This is a genomic window from Haemophilus haemolyticus (genome assembly GCF_003493605.1).
Classification (GTDB): Bacteria; Pseudomonadota; Gammaproteobacteria; order Enterobacterales; family Pasteurellaceae; genus Haemophilus; species Haemophilus haemolyticus_J.
The window spans coordinates 14,500-34,035 of sequence record NZ_QQKA01000009.1 but is presented as its reverse complement, the minus strand read 5'-3'; the positions used below and the strand labels follow the sequence as shown (position 1 = coordinate 34,035).

General features: G+C 38.5%; 21 protein-coding genes and 1 riboswitch. Of the genes, 15 read left to right on the top strand and 6 right to left on the bottom strand.

From position 1 onward, the window contains the following. Positions 1 to 24 precede the first annotated feature (24 nt). The 8 genes from ribF (at position 25) to DV424_RS06925 (ending at position 7,959) form a co-directional block, all read left to right on the top strand. A complete protein-coding gene (gene ribF / locus DV424_RS06960) occupies positions 25 to 951 on the top strand; it encodes a bifunctional riboflavin kinase/FAD synthetase (RefSeq protein WP_192880664.1) in 927 nt (308 codons plus the stop codon). A gap of 85 nt (positions 952 to 1,036) precedes the next feature. Further along, the gene (locus DV424_RS06955) at positions 1,037 to 1,195 is read left to right on the top strand and encodes a DUF4160 domain-containing protein (RefSeq protein WP_239989742.1); all 159 of its coding nucleotides are present in this window, start codon (positions 1,037 to 1,039) and stop codon (positions 1,193 to 1,195) included. Then, positions 1,179 to 1,427 carry a DUF2442 domain-containing protein gene (locus DV424_RS06950; protein ID WP_005639170.1) on the top strand — a complete coding sequence of 83 codons (249 nt, stop codon included), beginning with the start codon at positions 1,179 to 1,181 and terminating at the stop codon, positions 1,425 to 1,427. Before DV424_RS06955 ends, DV424_RS06950 begins: the two co-directional genes overlap by 17 nt. A gap of 26 nt (positions 1,428 to 1,453) precedes the next feature. After that, complete coding sequence (gene ileS, locus DV424_RS06945) at positions 1,454 to 4,279, top strand: isoleucine--tRNA ligase (RefSeq protein ID WP_118859539.1); 2,826 nt, start codon at positions 1,454 to 1,456, stop codon at positions 4,277 to 4,279. Between the two features lie 79 nt (positions 4,280 to 4,358). Then, positions 4,359 to 5,915, top strand: a complete 1,557-nt coding sequence (locus DV424_RS06940; RefSeq protein ID WP_192880663.1) for a phosphoethanolamine transferase — start codon at positions 4,359 to 4,361, stop codon at positions 5,913 to 5,915. Between the two features lie 68 nt (positions 5,916 to 5,983). Then, entirely contained in the window at positions 5,984 to 6,499 is a 516-nt protein-coding gene (lspA, locus tag DV424_RS06935; RefSeq protein WP_005639176.1) for a signal peptidase II, read from the top strand. Continuing rightward, entirely contained in the window at positions 6,496 to 7,440 is a 945-nt protein-coding gene (ispH, locus tag DV424_RS06930; protein ID WP_005634483.1) for a 4-hydroxy-3-methylbut-2-enyl diphosphate reductase, read from the top strand. The genes lspA and ispH overlap by 4 nt, the downstream gene beginning before the upstream one ends. A 171-nt stretch (positions 7,441 to 7,611) precedes the next feature. Continuing rightward, positions 7,612 to 7,959, top strand: coding sequence for a ComEA family DNA-binding protein (locus tag DV424_RS06925; RefSeq protein WP_065250343.1), 348 nt, complete (start codon positions 7,612 to 7,614; stop codon positions 7,957 to 7,959). 28 nt (positions 7,960 to 7,987) lie between these two features. Here DV424_RS06925 and copM read toward each other — a convergent pair whose 3' ends face one another. After that, positions 7,988 to 8,365, bottom strand: coding sequence for a CopM family metallochaperone (gene copM, locus DV424_RS06920; protein ID WP_053465274.1), 378 nt, complete (start codon positions 8,363 to 8,365; stop codon positions 7,988 to 7,990). Between the two features lie 107 nt (positions 8,366 to 8,472). Here copM and DV424_RS06915 point away from each other — a divergent pair, with 107 nt between their 5' ends. The 5 genes from DV424_RS06915 (at position 8,473) to bioB (ending at position 13,266) form a co-directional block, all read left to right on the top strand. Then, a complete protein-coding gene (locus tag DV424_RS06915; RefSeq protein WP_118859537.1) occupies positions 8,473 to 8,697 on the top strand; it encodes a hypothetical protein in 225 nt (74 codons plus the stop codon). A 54-nt stretch (positions 8,698 to 8,751) separates the two neighbouring features. Then, positions 8,752 to 8,839: riboswitch (TPP riboswitch) on the top strand. A gap of 51 nt (positions 8,840 to 8,890) precedes the next feature. Further along, positions 8,891 to 9,889: a thiamine ABC transporter substrate binding subunit gene (gene thiB, locus DV424_RS06910; protein WP_118859536.1), complete on the top strand. Its 999-nt coding sequence runs from the start codon at positions 8,891 to 8,893 to the stop codon at positions 9,887 to 9,889. Between the two features lie 4 nt (positions 9,890 to 9,893). Continuing rightward, positions 9,894 to 11,510, top strand: coding sequence for a thiamine/thiamine pyrophosphate ABC transporter permease (thiP, locus tag DV424_RS06905; RefSeq protein ID WP_118859535.1), 1,617 nt, complete (start codon positions 9,894 to 9,896; stop codon positions 11,508 to 11,510). Next, positions 11,494 to 12,141 (top strand): thiamine ABC transporter ATP-binding protein, encoded by a 648-nt coding sequence (gene thiQ, locus DV424_RS06900; RefSeq protein WP_118859534.1) that lies wholly within the window; start codon positions 11,494 to 11,496, stop codon positions 12,139 to 12,141. Before thiP ends, thiQ begins: the two co-directional genes overlap by 17 nt. A 120-nt stretch (positions 12,142 to 12,261) precedes the next feature. Beyond that, complete coding sequence (bioB, locus tag DV424_RS06895; protein WP_118859533.1) at positions 12,262 to 13,266, top strand: biotin synthase BioB; 1,005 nt, start codon at positions 12,262 to 12,264, stop codon at positions 13,264 to 13,266. A 53-nt stretch (positions 13,267 to 13,319) separates the two neighbouring features. Here bioB and DV424_RS06890 read toward each other — a convergent pair whose 3' ends face one another. From DV424_RS06890 to DV424_RS06870, 5 genes are all read right to left on the bottom strand, one after another. Next, complete coding sequence (locus DV424_RS06890) at positions 13,320 to 13,997, bottom strand: DUF799 domain-containing protein (RefSeq protein WP_118782045.1); 678 nt, start codon at positions 13,995 to 13,997, stop codon at positions 13,320 to 13,322. Continuing rightward, entirely contained in the window at positions 13,994 to 14,404 is a 411-nt protein-coding gene (locus tag DV424_RS06885) for a DUF4810 domain-containing protein (protein WP_065250336.1), read from the bottom strand. Before DV424_RS06885 ends, DV424_RS06890 begins: the two co-directional genes overlap by 4 nt. 10 nt (positions 14,405 to 14,414) lie before the next feature. Next, entirely contained in the window at positions 14,415 to 15,083 is a 669-nt protein-coding gene (locus DV424_RS06880) for a CsgG/HfaB family protein (protein ID WP_118859532.1), read from the bottom strand. A gap of 62 nt (positions 15,084 to 15,145) precedes the next feature. Beyond that, entirely contained in the window at positions 15,146 to 17,143 is a 1,998-nt protein-coding gene (gene tkt / locus DV424_RS06875; protein ID WP_118859531.1) for a transketolase, read from the bottom strand. Between the two features lie 111 nt (positions 17,144 to 17,254). Then, the gene (locus DV424_RS06870; RefSeq protein ID WP_118859530.1) at positions 17,255 to 17,893 is read right to left on the bottom strand and encodes a YtjB family periplasmic protein; all 639 of its coding nucleotides are present in this window, start codon (positions 17,891 to 17,893) and stop codon (positions 17,255 to 17,257) included. 56 nt (positions 17,894 to 17,949) lie between these two features. On the opposite strand from DV424_RS06870, the gene serB reads away from it, so the two are divergent. Then, the gene (gene serB / locus DV424_RS06865) at positions 17,950 to 18,894 is read left to right on the top strand and encodes a phosphoserine phosphatase (RefSeq protein WP_118859529.1); all 945 of its coding nucleotides are present in this window, start codon (positions 17,950 to 17,952) and stop codon (positions 18,892 to 18,894) included. A 17-nt stretch (positions 18,895 to 18,911) separates the two neighbouring features. Continuing rightward, complete coding sequence (locus DV424_RS06860; RefSeq protein WP_118859528.1) at positions 18,912 to 19,403, top strand: YajQ family cyclic di-GMP-binding protein; 492 nt, start codon at positions 18,912 to 18,914, stop codon at positions 19,401 to 19,403. The last annotated feature ends 133 nt before the right edge of the window (positions 19,404 to 19,536 follow it).

Genomic DNA, 19,536 nt, shown 5'->3' with positions numbered 1-19,536 from the left:
TCTCTTATTTTCATGGATAAGGACATGCAATTAATTCGTGGGCTTCATAATGCAAATCGTGTTTTACAAGGTTGTGCGCTAACGATCGGCAACTTTGATGGTGTGCATTTAGGGCATCAAGCAGTCCTTCGACATTTGCGCCAAAAAGCTGACGAATTAAATTTACCCATGGCAGTATTGTTATTTGAATCACAGCCGCGTGAATATTTTATGGGGGAAAAGGCACCAGCGCGCTTAATGCGTTTGCGTGACAAAATTTATTATCTAGAAAAGGCTAAGGTTGATATCGTAATTGTGGCGAAATTTGACCGCACTTTTGCCGAACAACCAGCTGATGTTTTTATTGAACAAACGCTTGTTAATCATCTACATGTGAAATTTTTAAGTATTGGTGATGATTTCAAGTTTGGTTCAAAACGCCAAGGCAATTTTGCAATGTTGCAAGCAGCAGGTAAACGTTTCGGTTTTATTGTTGAAGATAACCGTAGCTTTTGTCTAGATGAACAGCGAATTAGTAGCACTGCAATTCGCGAAGCGTTAGCGAATGATGACTTACAACTTGCAGAAAATTTACTCGGCAAGCCTTATCGTATTTTTGGACGAGTGATACATGGCAATAAATTAGGGCGAACCATTGGTTTTCCTACCGCGAATGTTCGCTTACATCGCCAAGTGAACCCAGTAAAAGGGGTTTATACGGTGAAAGTGCGGTTAAAATCGGGCGAGATTTTTAACGGCGTCGCCAACATGGGAAAACGCCCAACTATAAATGGGTTAATGCAATTATTAGAAGTTCATTTATTTGATTTTTCTCAGAATATTTATGGCCAAATGGTGGAAGTCGAATTCTGCCACAAGATTAGAAACGAGATTAAATTTCCGTCTTTTGACGCTTTAAAAACTCAAATTGAACGGGATGTAAACACAGCAAAAGGCTTTTTTAAAGGGTAGATATGCCAGTTATTTTACGTTTTAAAGGCTATGTTTTTTCTTTTACTCTAATGAAGGAAATCCTCTTGAACCTGCGCATATTCATGTGCGCAATGCGGAGTCGGAAGCAAAATTTTGGTTGGAACCCGATATTTCTTTAGCAAGAAACGATGGATTTAATTCAAAAGAATTAAAAGAAATTTTTGTTATTGTTGAAACACATAGAATGCAATTCACGGAGGCGTGGTATGACTATTTCAGCTAAAAGCATTCGCTTTGATGAAAACACTATGTGGGTGGAGTTAAATGATGCGCGTATTTTAGGTGTGCCTTTAGTGTGGTTTCCTAAATTATTACATGCTACCCAAAGTGAATTAGAAAACTATGAGTTGAGTCGTAGAGGCATTCATTGGGATTGTCTTGATGAAGATATCTCTATCGATGGTTTACTTGCGGGACGTGGAGATGTCACACATAAACCACAAAAAGTTGCTTAAATTTAATTTAAAAATTGGAAAATAAAATGACAGTCGATTACAAAAACACTCTTAACCTACCGGAAACCAGTTTTCCAATGCGCGGTGATTTAGCCAAGCGCGAACCTGATATGTTGAAAAATTGGTACGAGAAAAATCTTTACCAAAAAATTCGTGAAGCGAGCAAAGGCAAAAAATCTTTTATTCTGCATGATGGTCCTCCGTATGCGAACGGTAACATTCATATTGGTCATGCGGTAAACAAAATTCTGAAAGATATTATTATTAAATCCAAAACGGCATTAGGTTTTGATTCGCCTTATATCCCAGGTTGGGACTGTCATGGTTTACCAATTGAATTAAAGGTAGAAGGTTTAGTAGGCAAACCAAACGAGAAAATTACGGCGGCTGAATTCCGTCAAAAATGTCGTGAATATGCCGCGGAACAAGTTGAAGGGCAGAAAAAAGACTTTATCCGTTTAGGTGTGTTGGGCGATTGGGATAATCCATATCTCACGATGAATTTCGATACCGAAGCGAATATTATCCGCACTTTAGGTAAAGTGATTGAAAACGGCCATTTATATAAAGGTTCAAAACCAGTGCACTGGTGTTTGGATTGTGGCTCTTCTTTAGCAGAAGCAGAGGTGGAATATGAAGACAAAGTTTCTCCATCTATCTATGTGCGTTTTCCTGCAGTAAGTGCGGTTGAAATTGAAGAGAAATTTAACGCAGTAGGCAAAGGCCATGGCAAATTATCTGCAGTCATTTGGACTACCACACCTTGGACAATGCCATCTAACCGTGCGATTGCGGTAAATGCAGACTTAGAATACAACTTGGTACAACTTGGCGATGAGCGTGTGATTTTAGCTGCTGAATTAGTGGAGTCTGTGGCGAAAGCCGTGGGCGTAGAACAAGTTGAAGTTTTAGGTTCAGTAAAAGGTCAAGCACTTGAGTTAGTACGCTTTAACCATCCGTTCTATGATTTCACCGTGCCGGTAATTTTAGGCGATCACGTGACTACCGATGGCGGTACAGGTTTAGTACACACTGCACCAGATCATGGTTTAGACGACTTTGTTGTGGGTAAACAATATGATTTACCGATGGCGGGTCTTGTATCTAATGATGGTAAATTTATTTCAACGACTGAATTCTTTGCAGGCAAAGGCGTATTTGAAGCCAATCCATTGGTTGTTGAAAAATTACAAGAAGTGGGCAACTTATTAAAAGTTGAGAAAATCAAACACAGCTACCCACACTGCTGGCGTCATAAAACCCCGATTATTTTCCGAGCGACACCACAATGGTTTATCGGCATGGAAACACAAGGTTTACGCCAACAAGCATTAGGCGAAATCAAACAAGTTCGCTGGATTCCAGATTGGGGTCAAGCACGTATCGAAAAAATGGTTGAAAACCGCCCAGACTGGTGTATTTCCCGTCAACGTACTTGGGGCGTGCCGATGACGTTATTCGTGCATAAAGAAACCGAAGAACTTCATCCGCGTACCTTAGAGTTACTTGAAGAAGTAGCAAAACGTGTAGAAAAAGCTGGCATTCAAGCATGGTGGGATTTAGACGAAAAAGAATTATTAGGGGCGGATGCTGAAACCTATCGAAAAGTGCCGGATACCCTTGACGTATGGTTTGACTCAGGATCAACCTATTCCTCTGTTGTCGCGAATCGTCTAGAATTTAACGGTCAAGATATCGATATGTATTTAGAAGGTTCTGACCAACACCGTGGCTGGTTTATGTCTTCTTTAATGCTTTCTACCGCAACAGACAGCAAAGCACCATACAAACAAGTATTAACTCATGGTTTTACCGTGGATGGTCAAGGCCGTAAGATGTCAAAATCTATCGGTAACATCGTGACCCCACAAGAAGTCATGGATAAATTCGGTGGTGATATTTTACGTTTATGGGTTGCTTCAACAGATTACACTGGTGAAATGACTGTTTCTGATGAGATCTTAAAACGTGCGGCTGACAGCTATCGTCGTATTCGTAATACCGCGCGTTTCTTATTAGCAAACTTGAATGGTTTTGATCCAAAACGTGATTTAGTCAAACCAGAAGAAATGATTAGTCTAGATCGTTGGGCGGTAGCTTGTGCATTAGATGCACAAAATGAAATTAAAGATGCCTATGATAATTACCAATTCCACACTGTGGTACAACGTTTAATGCGTTTCTGTTCGGTAGAAATGGGCTCATTCTATTTAGATATTATCAAAGATCGTCAATATACAACAAAAGCAGACAGCCTTGCTCGTCGTAGTTGTCAAACTGCGTTATGGCATATTGCTGAAGCATTAGTTCGTTGGATGGCGCCGATTTTATCTTTCACTGCCGATGAAATTTGGCAACACTTGCCACAAACCGAAAGTGGTCGTGCAGAATTCGTATTTACTGAAGAATTCTATCAAGGCTTATTTGGTTTAGGCGAGAATGAAAAATTAGATGATGCTTACTGGCAACAGCTGATTAAAGTTCGTTCAGAAGTGAACCGCGTATTAGAAATTGCGCGTAACGATAAAGTGATCGGTGGTGGTTTAGAAGCAGAAGTGACCGTTTATGCGAATGACGAATATCGTGCATTGTTAGAACAATTAGGCAATGAATTACGTTTCGTGTTAATCACCTCAAAAGCAGAAGTGAAAGCATTAGCAGACAAACCTGCAGATGTGGCTTCGGATGAGTTAGAAGGTATTGCAGTGAATGTAGCTCGTTCTAACGGTGAAAAATGCCCACGTTGCTGGCATTATTCTGACAAAATTGGTGTAAATTCAGAACATCCAACACTTTGTCCACGTTGTGTAGAAAATGTGGCGGGTAATGGTGAAGTGCGCTATTTTGCATAATTAAATTCGTTGTAAAACAGAAAAGTGCGGTTTATTTTAACCGCACTTTTTTACTTTTGTACAAAAGGAAGTAGAGATTATGTTAGAGAAAGAAATGATTCGCTCTAAAACAATGTGGTTTTATCTCTTATTGGTTATTTTCTCCATTTTTACCAATATGGGCTTAGGTAATGTATTAAGTGAGAATATTCCTGTTTCAGACTACGCAATTTTATTTGTTATCACGGTAATTTCTTTTTATTTTACCCCTTGGGTTGGGCGAATATTAATTACTGTATTATTCCTCAGCGCGCTATTTTATTGCTCTGCTGGTTTTTTCTATGGTATTCCATCTTTGGGTATTATCGCTTCTGTTTATGAAACGAATATTAATGAAACCTTGGAATATTATACAACCATTCCTTTTTGGATATTTTTATTTCAAGCTACTTATCTCATCCTATTTGTTGCTTTAATGAAATTGAGTTTTCATGCTAAACGACAAGCATTTAAATGGCTAAATACGGCTGCTATCGGCATATTATTAGTTTTTTCTTACAATCAATTTTCTGATTGGAACTATGCATATAAATTCCGTTTTTATCCGGTTCTTTTCTACTCAGAATTTGACCGTATGAATGATCTGTATTTAGAACAACGAGATTTTCTAAATCAATCTGTCAACGCGCCTTCTCAATGGGATATTCAATCTTTTACGCCAAAATATAAAAATTATATTTTGATTATTGGTGAAAGCATGAGAAAAGATTATATGTCGTTATATGGCTTTCCACTGAAAACCACGCCATTTTTAGAAAGTGTGAAAGGCACAGTTTTTGAAAATTATTATTCTGCAGCACCAAATACGCAACCGTCTTTGCAACGCACCTTATATCGAGCAGATAAAGGGGAAACGGTTTATACGGATAATATTATTTCTTTAGCCAAAAAAGCGGGTGTTAAAACCTATTGGATTTCTAATCAAGGCAAAATTGGGGAATTTGATACGATGGCATCTCGTATTGGTCAAAGTGCGGATGAAACGATTTTTATGAAGCCGTTAGGTTACAATTCTAAAAAAGTTTATGACGATGAAATGTTGCCTGTATTAGATAAAGCCTTAAAAGAAAATATTACGAATCCAAAATTAATTGTGATTCATTTAATGGGCTCACATCCTGCCTTTTGTGAGCGTCTTCCATACGAGGTTAAAAATTATTTTATTAATCAATCTATGTCTTGTTATTTAGAATCGATTAAATATACCGATCAGTTTTTAGAAAAATTAAATTCTCAATTAGTGGCGCAAAATGAACCCTATTCGGTGATTTACTTTTCTGATCATGGGCTTGCTCATTATGAGGATTCTAAAGGTTTATCATTGCATCCAAATAATCTTTATAAACAAGATTATGAAATTCCTTTCGTTATGTTTTCGAGTAATAGCCAAAAGGTAGAAAAAATAAAAACACCACAATCTGCATTTAATTTTGTTTATGGTTTTGCTGATTGGATGGGGATTAAGGAAAAACATTTACAAGGCGTCGATTTCTTCCGTCCTGAAAAACAGGAAATTAAGGTATTTGATTGGAAGAGAGTGGTGAATGTTAAAGAGTTGGCTGATGATCCAGCAAAATTACCAGAAGCCGTTCAGTAAATGAGATCGTGCTTTATCATTTATCAGCTTATGCTAGAATTAGCGGAATTTTTTAGAAGGGAAATATTATGTCCAAAAAATCAGGGCTTTCATTTTTATGGTTAAGTGCGGTCGCTTTCGTGGTTGATTTGCTCACTAAATATATTGTGGTGCAAAAATTTGATTTGTATGAAAGTGTTAATGTGTTGCCTGTTTTCAATCTCACCTATGTTCGCAATTATGGCGCGGCATTTAGTTTCTTAGCGGATCATAGTGGCTGGCAACAATATTTCTTTATTTTGTTAGCATTAGCTATTTCTGGCATGTTGGTTTATTTTTTAGCAAAAAATAATGCCCAACAAAAAATCCAAAATTCTGCTTATGCACTCATTATTGGTGGGGCGTTAGCGAATATGGTGGATCGTGCTTACAATGGTTTCGTCGTGGATTTCTTTGATTTTTACTGGGATATTTACCATTATCCAGTGTTTAATATCGCTGATATTGCTATTTGTATTGGTGCAGGGTTATTAGCATTGGATGCTTTTAAGAGCGAAAAGAAAAAGGTACAAGATAAACAAGCAGAAAAGTGCGGTCAGAAATGAAGATAATTTTAGCGAATCCACGAGGATTTTGTGCCGGTGTAGATCGTGCCATTAGTATTGTTGAACTAGCCTTAGAAATTCATGGCGCACCGATTTATGTTCGTCATGAAGTGGTGCATAACCGATTTGTTGTAAACGGATTGCGTGATCGTGGTGCGATCTTTGTGGAAGAATTAAGCGAAGTACCTGATGGCGCGATCGTGATTTTTTCTGCGCATGGTGTATCTCAAGCCGTTCGACAAGAAGCGAAAGACCGCAATCTCAAAGTATTTGATGCAACCTGTCCTTTGGTAACTAAAGTGCATATGCAGGTTGCGCGTGCAAGTCGAAAGGGTACAAAAGCGATTTTGATTGGGCATAAAGGGCATCCTGAAGTTGAAGGCACAATGGGGCAGTATAGCAATGAAGATGGCGGTATTTTCCTGATTGAAAAAGTAGAAGATATTGCGCGTTTGCCAATGCAAGAAAATGATGATTTAACCTTTATGACGCAAACCACTTTGTCGCTAGATGATACGGCAGAAACCATTGCTGCATTAAAGGAAAAATATCCCGCGATTCAAGGTCCACACAAAAACGATATTTGTTATGCGACAACCAATCGTCAAGAAGCGGTGCGAGAATTGGCAAAATTATCTGATTTGGTATTAGTGGTGGGTTCTAAAAATTCATCAAATTCAAATCGCTTAGCTGAATTGGCTTCTCGTATGGGGGTTAAATCACAGCTTCTTGATGATCCTTCCGATATTCAAGCTGATTGGTTTAATGATGTGAAAACCATTGGGATTACAGCCGGCGCGTCTGCGCCAGAAGAATTAGTCCAATCGATTATTTCCCGCTTAAAAGAGTTTGGTGCGAATACCATAGAAGAACTACAAGGGTTAGAGGAAAATATGTTCTTTGAAGTACCAAAAGAGCTAAGAATAAAAGAAGTTAATTAATACTAAGAGGCTTGTCGTAAATGATAAGCCCTTTGTTTTTTCATGCAAATTAAGAATTTTTGCGATCTGAATCGCAGAAGTGCGGTAAGAATCTTGAGCGTTTTCTTGAAAGCATAAAAAATGGCTCTGTTGATATGCTCATCAACATGTTTATATTAAAAGGAAACCTCTATGAAATTAATGAAAACATTATTTACTTCAGTTGTATTGTGTGGCGCGCTGGTTGCCTCTTCGGCTTTTGCGGAGGAAAAAACTGCAGAGCAGGCTGTTCAACCTGTTGTGGCTACTCAAACTGAGGCTCAAGTTGCACCGGCTACTGTGAGCGATAAATTGAATATCAATACGGCAACCGTTAGTGAAATTCAAAAAGCCTTAACAGGAATCGGTGCAAAAAAAGCAGAAGCGATAGTGCAATATCGTGAAAAACACGGTAATTTCACGAGTGCTGAACAACTATTAGAAGTGCAAGGGATTGGTAAAGCAACGCTTGAAAGAAACCGCGATCGAATCACTTTTTAATTTTAAAACCTCTTATGGATGCCCTGTTTTACAGGGCTTTTTTATTGTGCACTTTAAGCCATTTTTGCATTTGTTCAATTTCCGCTTGTTGTGCGTTAATAATATTCTCAGCAAGCTTACGCATCTCAGGATCTTTTCCGTATTTTAATTCAACTTCCGCCATTTTTACTGCGCCAATATGGTGTGGCAACATACCTGCTGCAAAAGCAACATCAGGATCTTTATATTGCATGGCTGCCATCATGTTTTGGTGCATTTGATTCATACCTTGCATTAATTCTTGTTGCATTGCAGAATCTGTCGGCATTGGCATATTCATGTGTGCTTGATGCGGTTGTTCATTAGCTTGGGCACAAATTGAAACTGCAGCAGCGCTAAGTGTGATAAAAGTCATAAGTTTTTTCATGTTTTTCTCCTATGTGATAACTGAATGAGCACGAATCATAAACCTTAACCTAAGGTTAAGGTCAATACTTATTCCGAAAATTTTTGGTGAGATATTAAAATAAGACAATGTTTGATATGAGGAACAGAATTACGAAGCAAAGATTTGTACTTGCCACGGGCAATAAAGGCAAAGTAAAAGAAATGGCAGATGTGTTAGCTGATTTCGGTTTTGAAGTCATTGCTCAGACAGATTTAGGCATTGAAAGCCGAATCGAATCACTTTTTAATTTTAAAACCGCTTATGGATGCCCTGTTTTACAGGGCTTTTTTATTTTTTCAGTAATTAGGTGAGTTTATTTCTTTTTAAAAATCCGTTGGCAAGCCTAATAAATTTTAATACACTAAAAAGCCTAGTCGGGGTGCAATATGCTGAGATCATACCCGTGAACCTGAAACAGTTAATACTGACGTAGGAAACTAGGAATACAACCTTATCTCCTTCCCGTCATTATTGCTGCCTTTTGATATAAATAAGGATGTAATAATGAAACTTCTTAAATTAACCTTAATTTCTACCGCACTTTTTTCCACTGCTGCATTAGCTCAAGCACAGCAAAGTGTAAACGTATATAGCTACGACTCTTTCACTTCTGAATGGGGTGCTGGGCCAAAAGTAAAACAAGATTTTGAAAAAGCCCATCCACAATGCGCTATTAATTTTACGCCTTTTGAAAGTGGTGGTGTGTTGCTCAACCGTGTTCGTTTGGAAGGAAAGAAAACAAAAGCGGATATTGTGCTAGGTTTAGATAACTTTGTTTTAGAACAAGCTGAAAAAACAGGTATTTTTGCGCCAAATAAAGTGGATTTAACTCAACTGGATTTACCAACAAAATGGACGAATAAAACCTTCTTACCTTTCGATTTTGGTAACTATGCTTTTGTGTATGATAAAACTAAATTACAAAATCCGCCGAAAAGTTTGAAAGAATTGGTTGAACGTCAAGATATCCGTGTAATTTATCAAGATCCTCGCACCAGCAGTGTGGGTCGTGGTTTATTGGTTTGGATGAATGCAATTTATCCTGCAGATAAAATTCAATCTGCTTGGAAAGAGTTGGATAAGCATACGGTGACCATGGGTAAAGGCTGGTCAGATACTTACGGTGCATTCTTAAAAGGCGAAGCGGATTTAGTGCTAAGTTACAGCACATCGCCACTTTATCACCAACTTTTTGAGAAAAAAGATAATTATGCAGCGACAGATTTTGCGGAAGGGCATATCACTCAAGTGGAATTAGCGGCTCGCGTCGCCAACCATCCAAATCAATGCGCGGATGATTTTATGGCATTTTTAATTTCACCTACGGCACAAAAACATATTGTGACTGCAAACATCATGTTGCCAGTCATTCAAGGTGAAATTGAACCGCACTTTGATGCGCTTAAAGCTGAACAAAAAACTCAAACTCCAATTAATCCAATGGTGAATGCGGAACACTTAAAAAATTGGATTAGCACTTGGCAAACCACATTAACAAAATAGTTTGATGTTTTCGTTATTTCATCATCCACAACTCCGCCCTCGTCATTATGTGGGCGGCGTTGTTGTCATTAGTTTCATTACTCTTTTTTATGTTAGCGCCTTAAGTTCGATCTTTGCATTGGGCGATGAATTACAATGGAAAACTTGGTTCACGGATGATTACCTACAGCATCTGATTTTTTTCAGTTTTGGGCAAGCCTTACTTTCTACCATTTTATCTATTTTTTTGGGTCTGCTCCTCGCTCGAGCATTGTTTTATCAACCATTCTCAGGAAAAAAGTGGCTATTAAAATTAATGTCGCTGACCTTTGTTTTACCTGTTTTAGTGGCAATTTTTGGTTTGATCGGTATTTATGGTTCAAGCGGTTGGTTAGCTAAGTTTGCTAACCTTTTTGGAATGCCGTGGCAGGGACATATTTACGGGCTTTCGGGTATTTTAATTGCCCATCTTTTTTTCAATATCCCACTGGCAGCGCAACTTTTCTTACAAAGTTTGCAAAGTATCCCTTATCAGCAACGTCAGCTTGCTGCGCAACTCAATTTGCAAGGCTGGCAATTCGTTAAATTGGTGGAATGGCCCGTTTTTCGTCAGCAATGTTTGCCCACATTCAGCTTGATTTTTATGCTTTGCTTCACCAGTTTTACTGTTGTTCTTACACTAGGCGGTGGGCCTCAATATACAACATTAGAAACCGCAATCTACCAAGCGATTTTATTTGAATTTGATCTGACCAAAGCCGCACTTTTTGCCATGTTGCAATTTGTATTTTGCTTGGTTTTATTTAGCTTAACATCACGTTTTTCGCCCTCTAATCAAAATGGCTTGAGCAATAGTAATCCTTGGTTTGAGAAGCCTAAAAGTGCGGTCAAAATTTTCCATGTTTTTGTCTTACTTGTTTTTGTATTTTTCCTTTTTTCGCCAGTATTGAACATTCTTATCAGCGCATTGAGTTCACCAAGCTTGCTCACAGTTTGGCATAATTCTCAGCTCTGGCGTGCGTTAGGCTATTCTCTTTCTATTGCGCCATTATCAGCATTGATTGCATTAATGATGGCAATCGCCTTATTGCTTTTATCACGCCGTTTAGAATGGTTGCATTATCAGAAAATTGCGCAATTTATTATTAATGCTGGAATGGTGATTTTGGCAATCCCGATTTTAGTACTCGCAATGGGGTTATTTTTATTATTACAAGAGCGTGATTTTTCGAATGTTGATTTGTTTGCCATTGTTGTATTTTGCAATGCGTTAAGTGCAATGCCTTTTGTTTTACGTATTTTGAGCGCACCTTTCCATAACAATATGCGTTATTACGAAAATCTGTGTAATAGTCTGGGAATTGTGGGTTGGCAACGTTTTTATCTGATTGAGTGGCAAACTTTACGTGCGCCATTGCGCTATGCTTTTGCTTTAGCCTTGGCACTATCTTTAGGGGATTTTACGGCTATTGCGTTGTTCGGCAATCAAGAGTTTACTTCTCTACCGCATTTGTTATATCAGCAGCTAGGGAATTATCGTAATCAAGATGCGGCTGTCACTGCAGGGATTTTATTATTGCTTTGTGGCATATTGTTTGCCTTTATTCATACATATAGGGATGCCGATGATTTATCTAAATAATGTGATTTTGAACGATAAAACCTTACCGATGTGCTTTAATTTGAACGTTAAGGCTGGCGAACGTATCGCGATTATTGGCGAAAGCGGGGCGGGAAAAAGTACGTTATTGAATTTAATCGCTGGATTTGAATTTCCTCATCAAGGAGAAATTTGGTTAAACGATAAAAATCATACGCGTAGCGCACCTTATGAACGACCAGTTTCGATGTTATTTCAAGAAAATAATTTATTTCCTCATTTAACTGTACAGCAAAATCTTGCGTTGGGTTTAAAACCTTCTTTAAAATTAACCGCACTTGAACAGGAAAAAATTGGACAGGTCGCTTGTTCCGTAGGATTGGGCGATTATTTAGAACGTTTACCGAATTCTCTTTCGGGGGGACAAAAACAACGAGTGGCATTGGCACGTTGTTTGTTGCGAGATAAACCCATCTTGTTATTAGATGAGCCTTTTTCCGCATTAGATCAGAAACTTCGTGTAGAAATGCTTGCTTTAATTGCCAAACTTTGTGATGAGAAACATCTGACTCTGTTACTTGTTACTCACCAACCATCGGAATTAGTTGGTACGATAGATCGAGTATTGCTGGTGGAGAATGGTCAGATAAGTCAATTGCAAAAAGAGACGTAAAATTATATAGATTTTATAACTGATGAATCGATTCAATGACTATCTATACCAGCCTATAAACTGAATAAAGATAAGATACAAAAATGCGGTGATTATTCACCGCACTTTCAAAGGAAAAATATGTTAACTGAAAAACTACAAATTAACTCTATTACACCACATCCAAGCGTTGAATATTGGTCTGTTTGCAAAGTTGAGTCGTTATTTGAAACGCCATTTTTGGAATTGGTTTATCGCGCTGCGCAAATTCATCGCAAGTATTTTAATCCTCGAGCGATTCAGTTATCCACGTTAATGTCTATCAAAACGGGAGGATGCCCAGAAGATTGTGGTTATTGTCCTCAATCAGCCCGTTATCACACGGGGGTACAAAATCAGCAGTTATTAGATGTTGATGAGATCGTCGCGAAAGCAAAAATTGCGAAAGCACGTGGTGCAGGGCGCTTTTGTATGGGCGCAGCTTGGCGAGGCCCTAAGCCAAAAGATATTGAGAAAGTCACAGAAATTATTAAAGCGGTGAAATCGCTTGGTTTAGAAACCTGTGGCACTTTTGGTTTATTGCAAGACGGTATGGCGGAAGATTTAAAAGAAGCCGGATTAGATTATTACAATCATAATCTTGATACCGCACCAGAACATTACGCAGAAGTGATTGGTACGCGACGTTTTGATGATCGTCTTAGCACGTTAGGAAAAGTGCGCAAAGCTGGATTAAAGGTGTGTTGTGGTGGCATTGTGGGGATGAATGAAACCCGCAAAGAACGGGCTGGATTAATCGCGAGCCTTGCAAATCTTGATCCGCAACCTGAGTCAGTGCCGATTAATCAACTCGTTAAGGTTGAAGGTACGCCGTTAGAAGATGCGGAAGAATTAGATTGGACAGAGTTTGTGCGCACGATTGCCGTTGCACGTATTACCATGCCAAAAAGCTATGTGCGCCTTTCTGCAGGACGTAGTGGTATGAGTGAAGAAATGCAAGCGATGTGTTTTATGGCGGGTGCAAATTCAATTTTCTATGGCGATAAATTACTTGTCACGGGCAATCCAGAAGAAGATGGCGATCAATTATTAATGGCAAAATTAGATTTAGAGCCAGAAAATGCAGAAAATAAAAAAGCTTCTTGAATATCAAGAAGCTAATTATTTAAGGGGTTGATGTAGATTAGCCCCTAACTTTTTTATTTTTGTTGAGGCTGTAATTGTGGATCTTGTCCATACAATGGATGTCTCGGACCATAAAGCAAACAACCATTGCAAGGTCCATTAAGCATATTTCCTGTTGCCCACGCAGCAACCTTGTACCCTTTATCGGATACATTGTTCGCAATTTGTTTTACTACAGCAGTAATTAGCATTACGATGGCATTACCGTTGTTATTGCGATCTGCATCGTCTGCGTAGCCTTTACCTTCCCATAAGGTTTTACCACTACGTAAATCAACAAGCTTGCCACTTACTCTTACTTTAGTAACACTATCAAATACTTGATAATTCACACCGTAATCATCTACATTAATGTAAAGAACTGCATCAGCCCCAAAAATATCATGTAATTTTTGTGGATTTACATTATGGATTTCTTGAGCTTGTGTTAAACCATTGTGTTTAAAAGTTTCATACACAAGCGCAGGAGGGAAAACATAATACCCTTCTTCCGCCAATGGATAAATTGTATGTGCTAATACAGCAGGAGAACCTTTAACATCATTCGTTGTATCCGTAGGAAGTAATACCAAGATAGAACGTGGTTTACTTTCTTGATAGTTCGTATAGTCATAAGGCGTTGACTTCATTGTTGAACAGGCAGAAAGCAAAAATGTACAAGCCATTACTAAATAGAGAGAGAGTTTTTTCATTTTTTCGCTCCTTTTTTCACTTTTTTACTTCCAGTGCTTTCTGTGCTCGCATCCACTTTTTTCCCTTTATTTAACAAGAAGTTAATATATTGAGTTGATTCAGGAAATAAAGTCATTTCTTTTTGATAGGCTTCTGCCATTTTACCAGCGTTGCCTAATTGACCATATAAAAGACCAATCTGTGCATACAGACCAGGTGGTACTTTTTTACCGCTATCAAGTTGAGCAATTTCTTCTAATTTTTGAAGCTGTTCTTGTGGATCGCCGTCTTGAGTTAGATATTGGTATACGGAAGTTGGATAGGTATCTCCATTCCAAGTATACAATGTATTTGGTTTACTGCCTGATGAACAGGCAGTCACCACAGCAACAGCTGATAAACAAATAAAAAGTTTTAGTTTATTCATAATAAAATCCTTAATTTGAAGGCTTCCATTGACCTGATTCAACACCAGAAACAAGGTTATTTACGGCTTCACGAATGGCTAAATCTAATACTTTACCATTAAGAGTTGAATCATAACCTGCGGTGCCACCAAAACCTAACACTTCACGGTTTGAAAGATTATATTCACCAGCACCTTGAACAGAATAAACCACTTCTGAAGTTTGAGTATTCACCACATTCAATGTTACTTTTGCATAAGCCACTTGTTGTTTGCCGCGACCTAAAATACCAAATAATTGCTGATCGCCTACTGTTTTACGACCAAATTCAGTCACATCGCCAGTCACCACATAATTCGCGCCTTTTAATTTTTGTTTTTGACCTTTGATTTTTGCTTCTGTCGCCGATTCTGACATATTGGTGCGATCCAACACACTAAAACGACCTGATTGTTGTAAGTGAGATACTAAAATGGTTTTGGCTTGATTACCTAATTGATCCACGCCGTCAGAGAATGCGCCATTGTTATAGCTTGAACGATTATCAAATTTACCCACAGAAATAGGGGCTTTCACACCGTTATACGCGGTGTTATAGCTCGTTACTTTTTGAACTTCAACAGTACGAGACCCCTCGGTTGCACAACCAGATAAAGCTAAAACGCTGACAGATAATAAGATTGGATAGAGTTTTTTCATTACAGAATCCTTATAATATAAAGTGATAAAAAAGCTCCTTGAGTTATCAAGGAGCTTCCATTTTAAAGAATTTCTTTAGCTTTCGCTACCACGTTTTCAACAGTGAAACCAAAGAGTTTGAATAATTGATCCGCTGGTGCAGATTCACCGAAACTATTCATACCTACTACACAGCCGTTGAAACCAACGTATTTATACCAGAAGTCAGAAATACCCGCTTCAATTGCAACACGTTTGGTTACAGCTGCAGGTAATACGCTTTCACGGTAAGCTGCATCTTGTTTATCAAAACGGTTAGTGCTTGGCATAGAGACTACACGTACTTTTTTACCTTCTACACTTAATGCTTCAGCCGCTTTCACCGCTAATTCAACTTCAGAACCTGTTGCAATGAAGATTAACTCAGGTGTGCCATCACAGTCTTTTAACACATAAGCACCACGTTTAACCGCATCTAATTGTGCAGAAGTGCGGTCCATTTGGGCTAAGTTTTGACGGGTAAAGATCAACGCACTTGGGCCATCTTGACGTTCAACCGCTTGTTGCCATGCGATAGCTGATTCCACTTGGTCACATGGACGCCATGTTTCAAGGTTTGGAATTAAGCGTAGCGAAGCCGTTTGTTCCACAGGTTGATGAGTTGGACCATCTTCACCTAAACCGATCGAGTCGTGTGTATAAACAAAGAGTGAACGTTGTTTCATTAATGCCGCCATACGTACTGCGTTGTGAGCATATTCGTAGAACATTAAGAAGGTTGCGCCGTAAGGAATGAAACCGCCATGTAATGCAATACCGTTCATAATGGCAGACATACCAAATTCACGCACACCGTAGTTGATGTAGTTACCACCTACATTTTCATGCGCACGGAGCGGTTTAGAACCACTCCATAATGTTAAGTTAGAGCTTGCTAAGTCTGCTGAGCCACCTAAGAATTCAGGTAACACATGAGCATATGCTTCGATTGCATTTTGTGATGCTTTACGGCTTGCAATGCTTGCTGGGTTTGCTTGTAATTTTTCAATAAACGATTTAGATTCTGCTGCCCAATTTGCTGGTAATTCACCGTTTACACGACGTGTAAATTCTGCAGCAAGTTCTGGATATGCTTTAGCATAAGCGGCAAATTTTTCTTCCCAAGATTTTTCTGCTGCAGCACCTTTTTCTTTCGCAGACCATTCAGCATAGTATTCAGCTGGAATTTCAAATGGCGCATATTCCCAACCAAGTGCTTTGCGGGTTAAAGCGATTTCTTCATCACCTAATGGTGCACCGTGACAATCATGTGACGCTGATTTATTTGGTGAACCGAAACCGATAATGGTTTTACAAATAATTAACGTTGGTTTTTCTTTTTCTGCTTGAGCAAGAATGGTTGCAGCACGAATTTGTTCTGCATCGTGACCATCTACATTACGAATCACTTGCCAGCCATAAGCTTCAAAACGAGCTGCGGTATCATCGCTGAACCAACCATCAACATGACCATCAATGGAAATGTTGTTGTCATCGTAGAATGCGATTAATTTACCTAGGCCTAATGTTCCTGCTAAAGAGCAAGCCTCGTGAGAAATCCCTTCCATTAAACAACCATCGCCTAAGAACACGTAAGTGTGGTGATCAACGATTTCATAACCTTCACGGTTAAATTGACCTGCTAAGGTTTTCTCAGCAATCGCCATACCTACTGCATTAGTGATACCTTGGCCTAACGGACCCGTTGTGGTTTCAACACCTGGTGCATAACCATATTCTGGATGGCCTGGGGTTTTAGAATGTAATTGACGGAATTGTTTTAAATCTTCGATAGAAAGATCATAGCCAGTTAAATGTAAAAGGCTATAAATCAACATGGAACCGTGGCCGTTAGAAAGCACAAAACGGTCGCGATCAGCCCATTTAGGATTGTTTGGGTTATGTTTTAAGAAATCACGCCATAATACTTCAGCGATATCCGCCATTCCCATTGGTGCACCTGGGTGGCCTGATTTTGCTTTTTGTACTGCATCCATTGATAAGAAACGAATTGCATTGGCTAATTGTCTACGAGTTGCCATTTTGTTCTCCTGTTATAATTCGCTTTGAAAAAATAATCTTGCGCATTCTACCTTATTTCTGAAGGAAATTTAGCAAAAATCCGCACTCAATTTAATAGTTTGTGACAATAATCAAATTCTACGGCGACGCTGGTGAAAACGCGTGCTACTTGATTTTATTTTCAAATTTACCGCACTTTTTTTCTCTTTGGATTTGCGGTAAGTCCGTCGATAGTGACTTAAAAAATAATGAATAGAGCTTGCCATCACCGCGCCAAGCAAAAAGATAATAATGAGATCACCATATAATTGGTGAAAAATTTGATTAATTTTTGATTGGTTAGATTGCGTATATTGAGCATCAATGGTGACGCGTAAAAATCCTTTAATGCCGCTTTGGGCGTAAAGTGGCTCTACAATTTGTTGGTTATTTTCATCGGGTGAATTGCGAGTTTCGCGACTTTGAGCCAATAATTTTCCTTCGCCATCATATAAGCTCGCATCTAAAATAAAGTCTTCTTTGACTATTTGATCAAGATTATCCGTTAATTGCTCTGTTTTGGCATTATTTGTAAGTAAAACTGAAAATAAATTGGCTTGTTGACGAACCAAAATATGTGAGATGTTCGCCACTTGATTTACGCTCGCAAATTGTGAACTCAGCTTAAATTGCTTCACACCAAATAAGATAACGCCAAGTGCAGTTAGGCTTAGCACAATAATCGTTGCAAGCATGGTTGATTTGATTAGTTTTTCTTTAATTATTTGCACTTTTTCAACTCACATCGGTTAAAATCTTTTCAGTCGCCACAATTTACAGGATTTTTATGCAAATTCAACGTTTCAAAAGCATTACACAAAAATACCCACAATTTCCTACCGCACTTTTAGCTAATGAGGAATCTATACAGAACGGAGAACCTTTTATCTTATACGGCACAAAGTTGGACATAACTAAGTTGGAAAAATTTCAACAAAAGTGCGGTCAAAATTTTCAGATTTTTGATGTTTGGATGGTAGCGCAAAATATTGTCGTTTTATTGAAAGGTAGATGGTTTGCTGACTTCATTAAATTTGCTCATGATGTTGAAGTGGATATTGCTAAATTAGATTTTAGCCCTAAATTGTCTCAAGCAGGATTGTTGGTGATGGATATGGATTCTACCGCTATTCAAATTGAATGTATTGATGAAATTGCGAAATTAGCGGGTGTTGGTGAACTTGTTTCTGCGATTACGGAAAGCGCAATGAGAGGTGAATTAGATTTCGAGCAAAGTTTGCGTCGTCGAGTGGGTACATTAAAAGGTGCACCAGAAAGCATTTTGCAGCAAGTTAGAAAGAATTTACCGCTAATGTCTGGACTAATCGAAACTATCCAAACCTTACAAAAATATGGTTGGAAAACCGCAATTGCTTCAGGTGGATTTACTTATTTTGCGGATTATTTGAAAGCCTTATTACAGCTTGATTTTGCTGCATCAAATCAATTTGATATTGAAGATAGAAAACTCACTGGCTTAGTTAAAGGCGATGTGGTTGATGCCCAATACAAAGCTAAAACATTGCAACATTTGTTAGAGGAATACGGTATTGATTCACAATATTCTATTGCTATTGGTGACGGGGCAAATGACTTGGCAATGATGAATGTGGCAGGATTAGGCGTGGCATTCCATGCCAAACCGAAAGTGCAACAACAAGCGCAAATTGTGGTAAACTTCGCCGACTTAACCGCACTTTTATGCCTTTTAAGTGCCAATGATAGAATTTAATAAAATGGGAGAAGACTATGCCATCTTTTGATATTGTTTCTGAAATTACTTTACACGAAGTCCGTAATGCGGTGGAAAATGCCAACCGTGTGCTTAGCACGCGTTATGATTTCCGTGGCGTGGAAGCGATCGTTGAATTAAATGAAAAAAGCGAAACCGTGAAAGTGACGACCGAATCTGATTTCCAATTAGAGCAATTAATTGAAATCTTAATTGGTGCGTTTGTAAAACGTGGTATTGAGCATAGCTCGTTGGATATTCCAACCGAAAGTGAACACCACGGTAAACTTTACAGTAAAGAAATCAAACTTAAACAGGGTATTGAAACAGAGATGGCGAAGAAAATTACTAAATTAGTAAAAGATTCTAAAATCAAAGTTCAAACTCAAATTCAAGGTGAGCAAGTGCGTGTGACAGGTAAGTCACGCGATGACTTACAGGCAGTCATTCAACTTGTTAAAGGCGCTGAATTAGGCCAACCATTCCAATTTAATAATTTTAGAGATTAGTTTTCAAAGAAGGGCGAAATGTTGTCATCGTTTTTTGATAAAACTTGACGAGCACCGCTTTCAAGCGTAACATTCGCCCGATTTTTTAACGAGAAGGACACACACTTTGGACAGTCATAGTCGATACCGAATA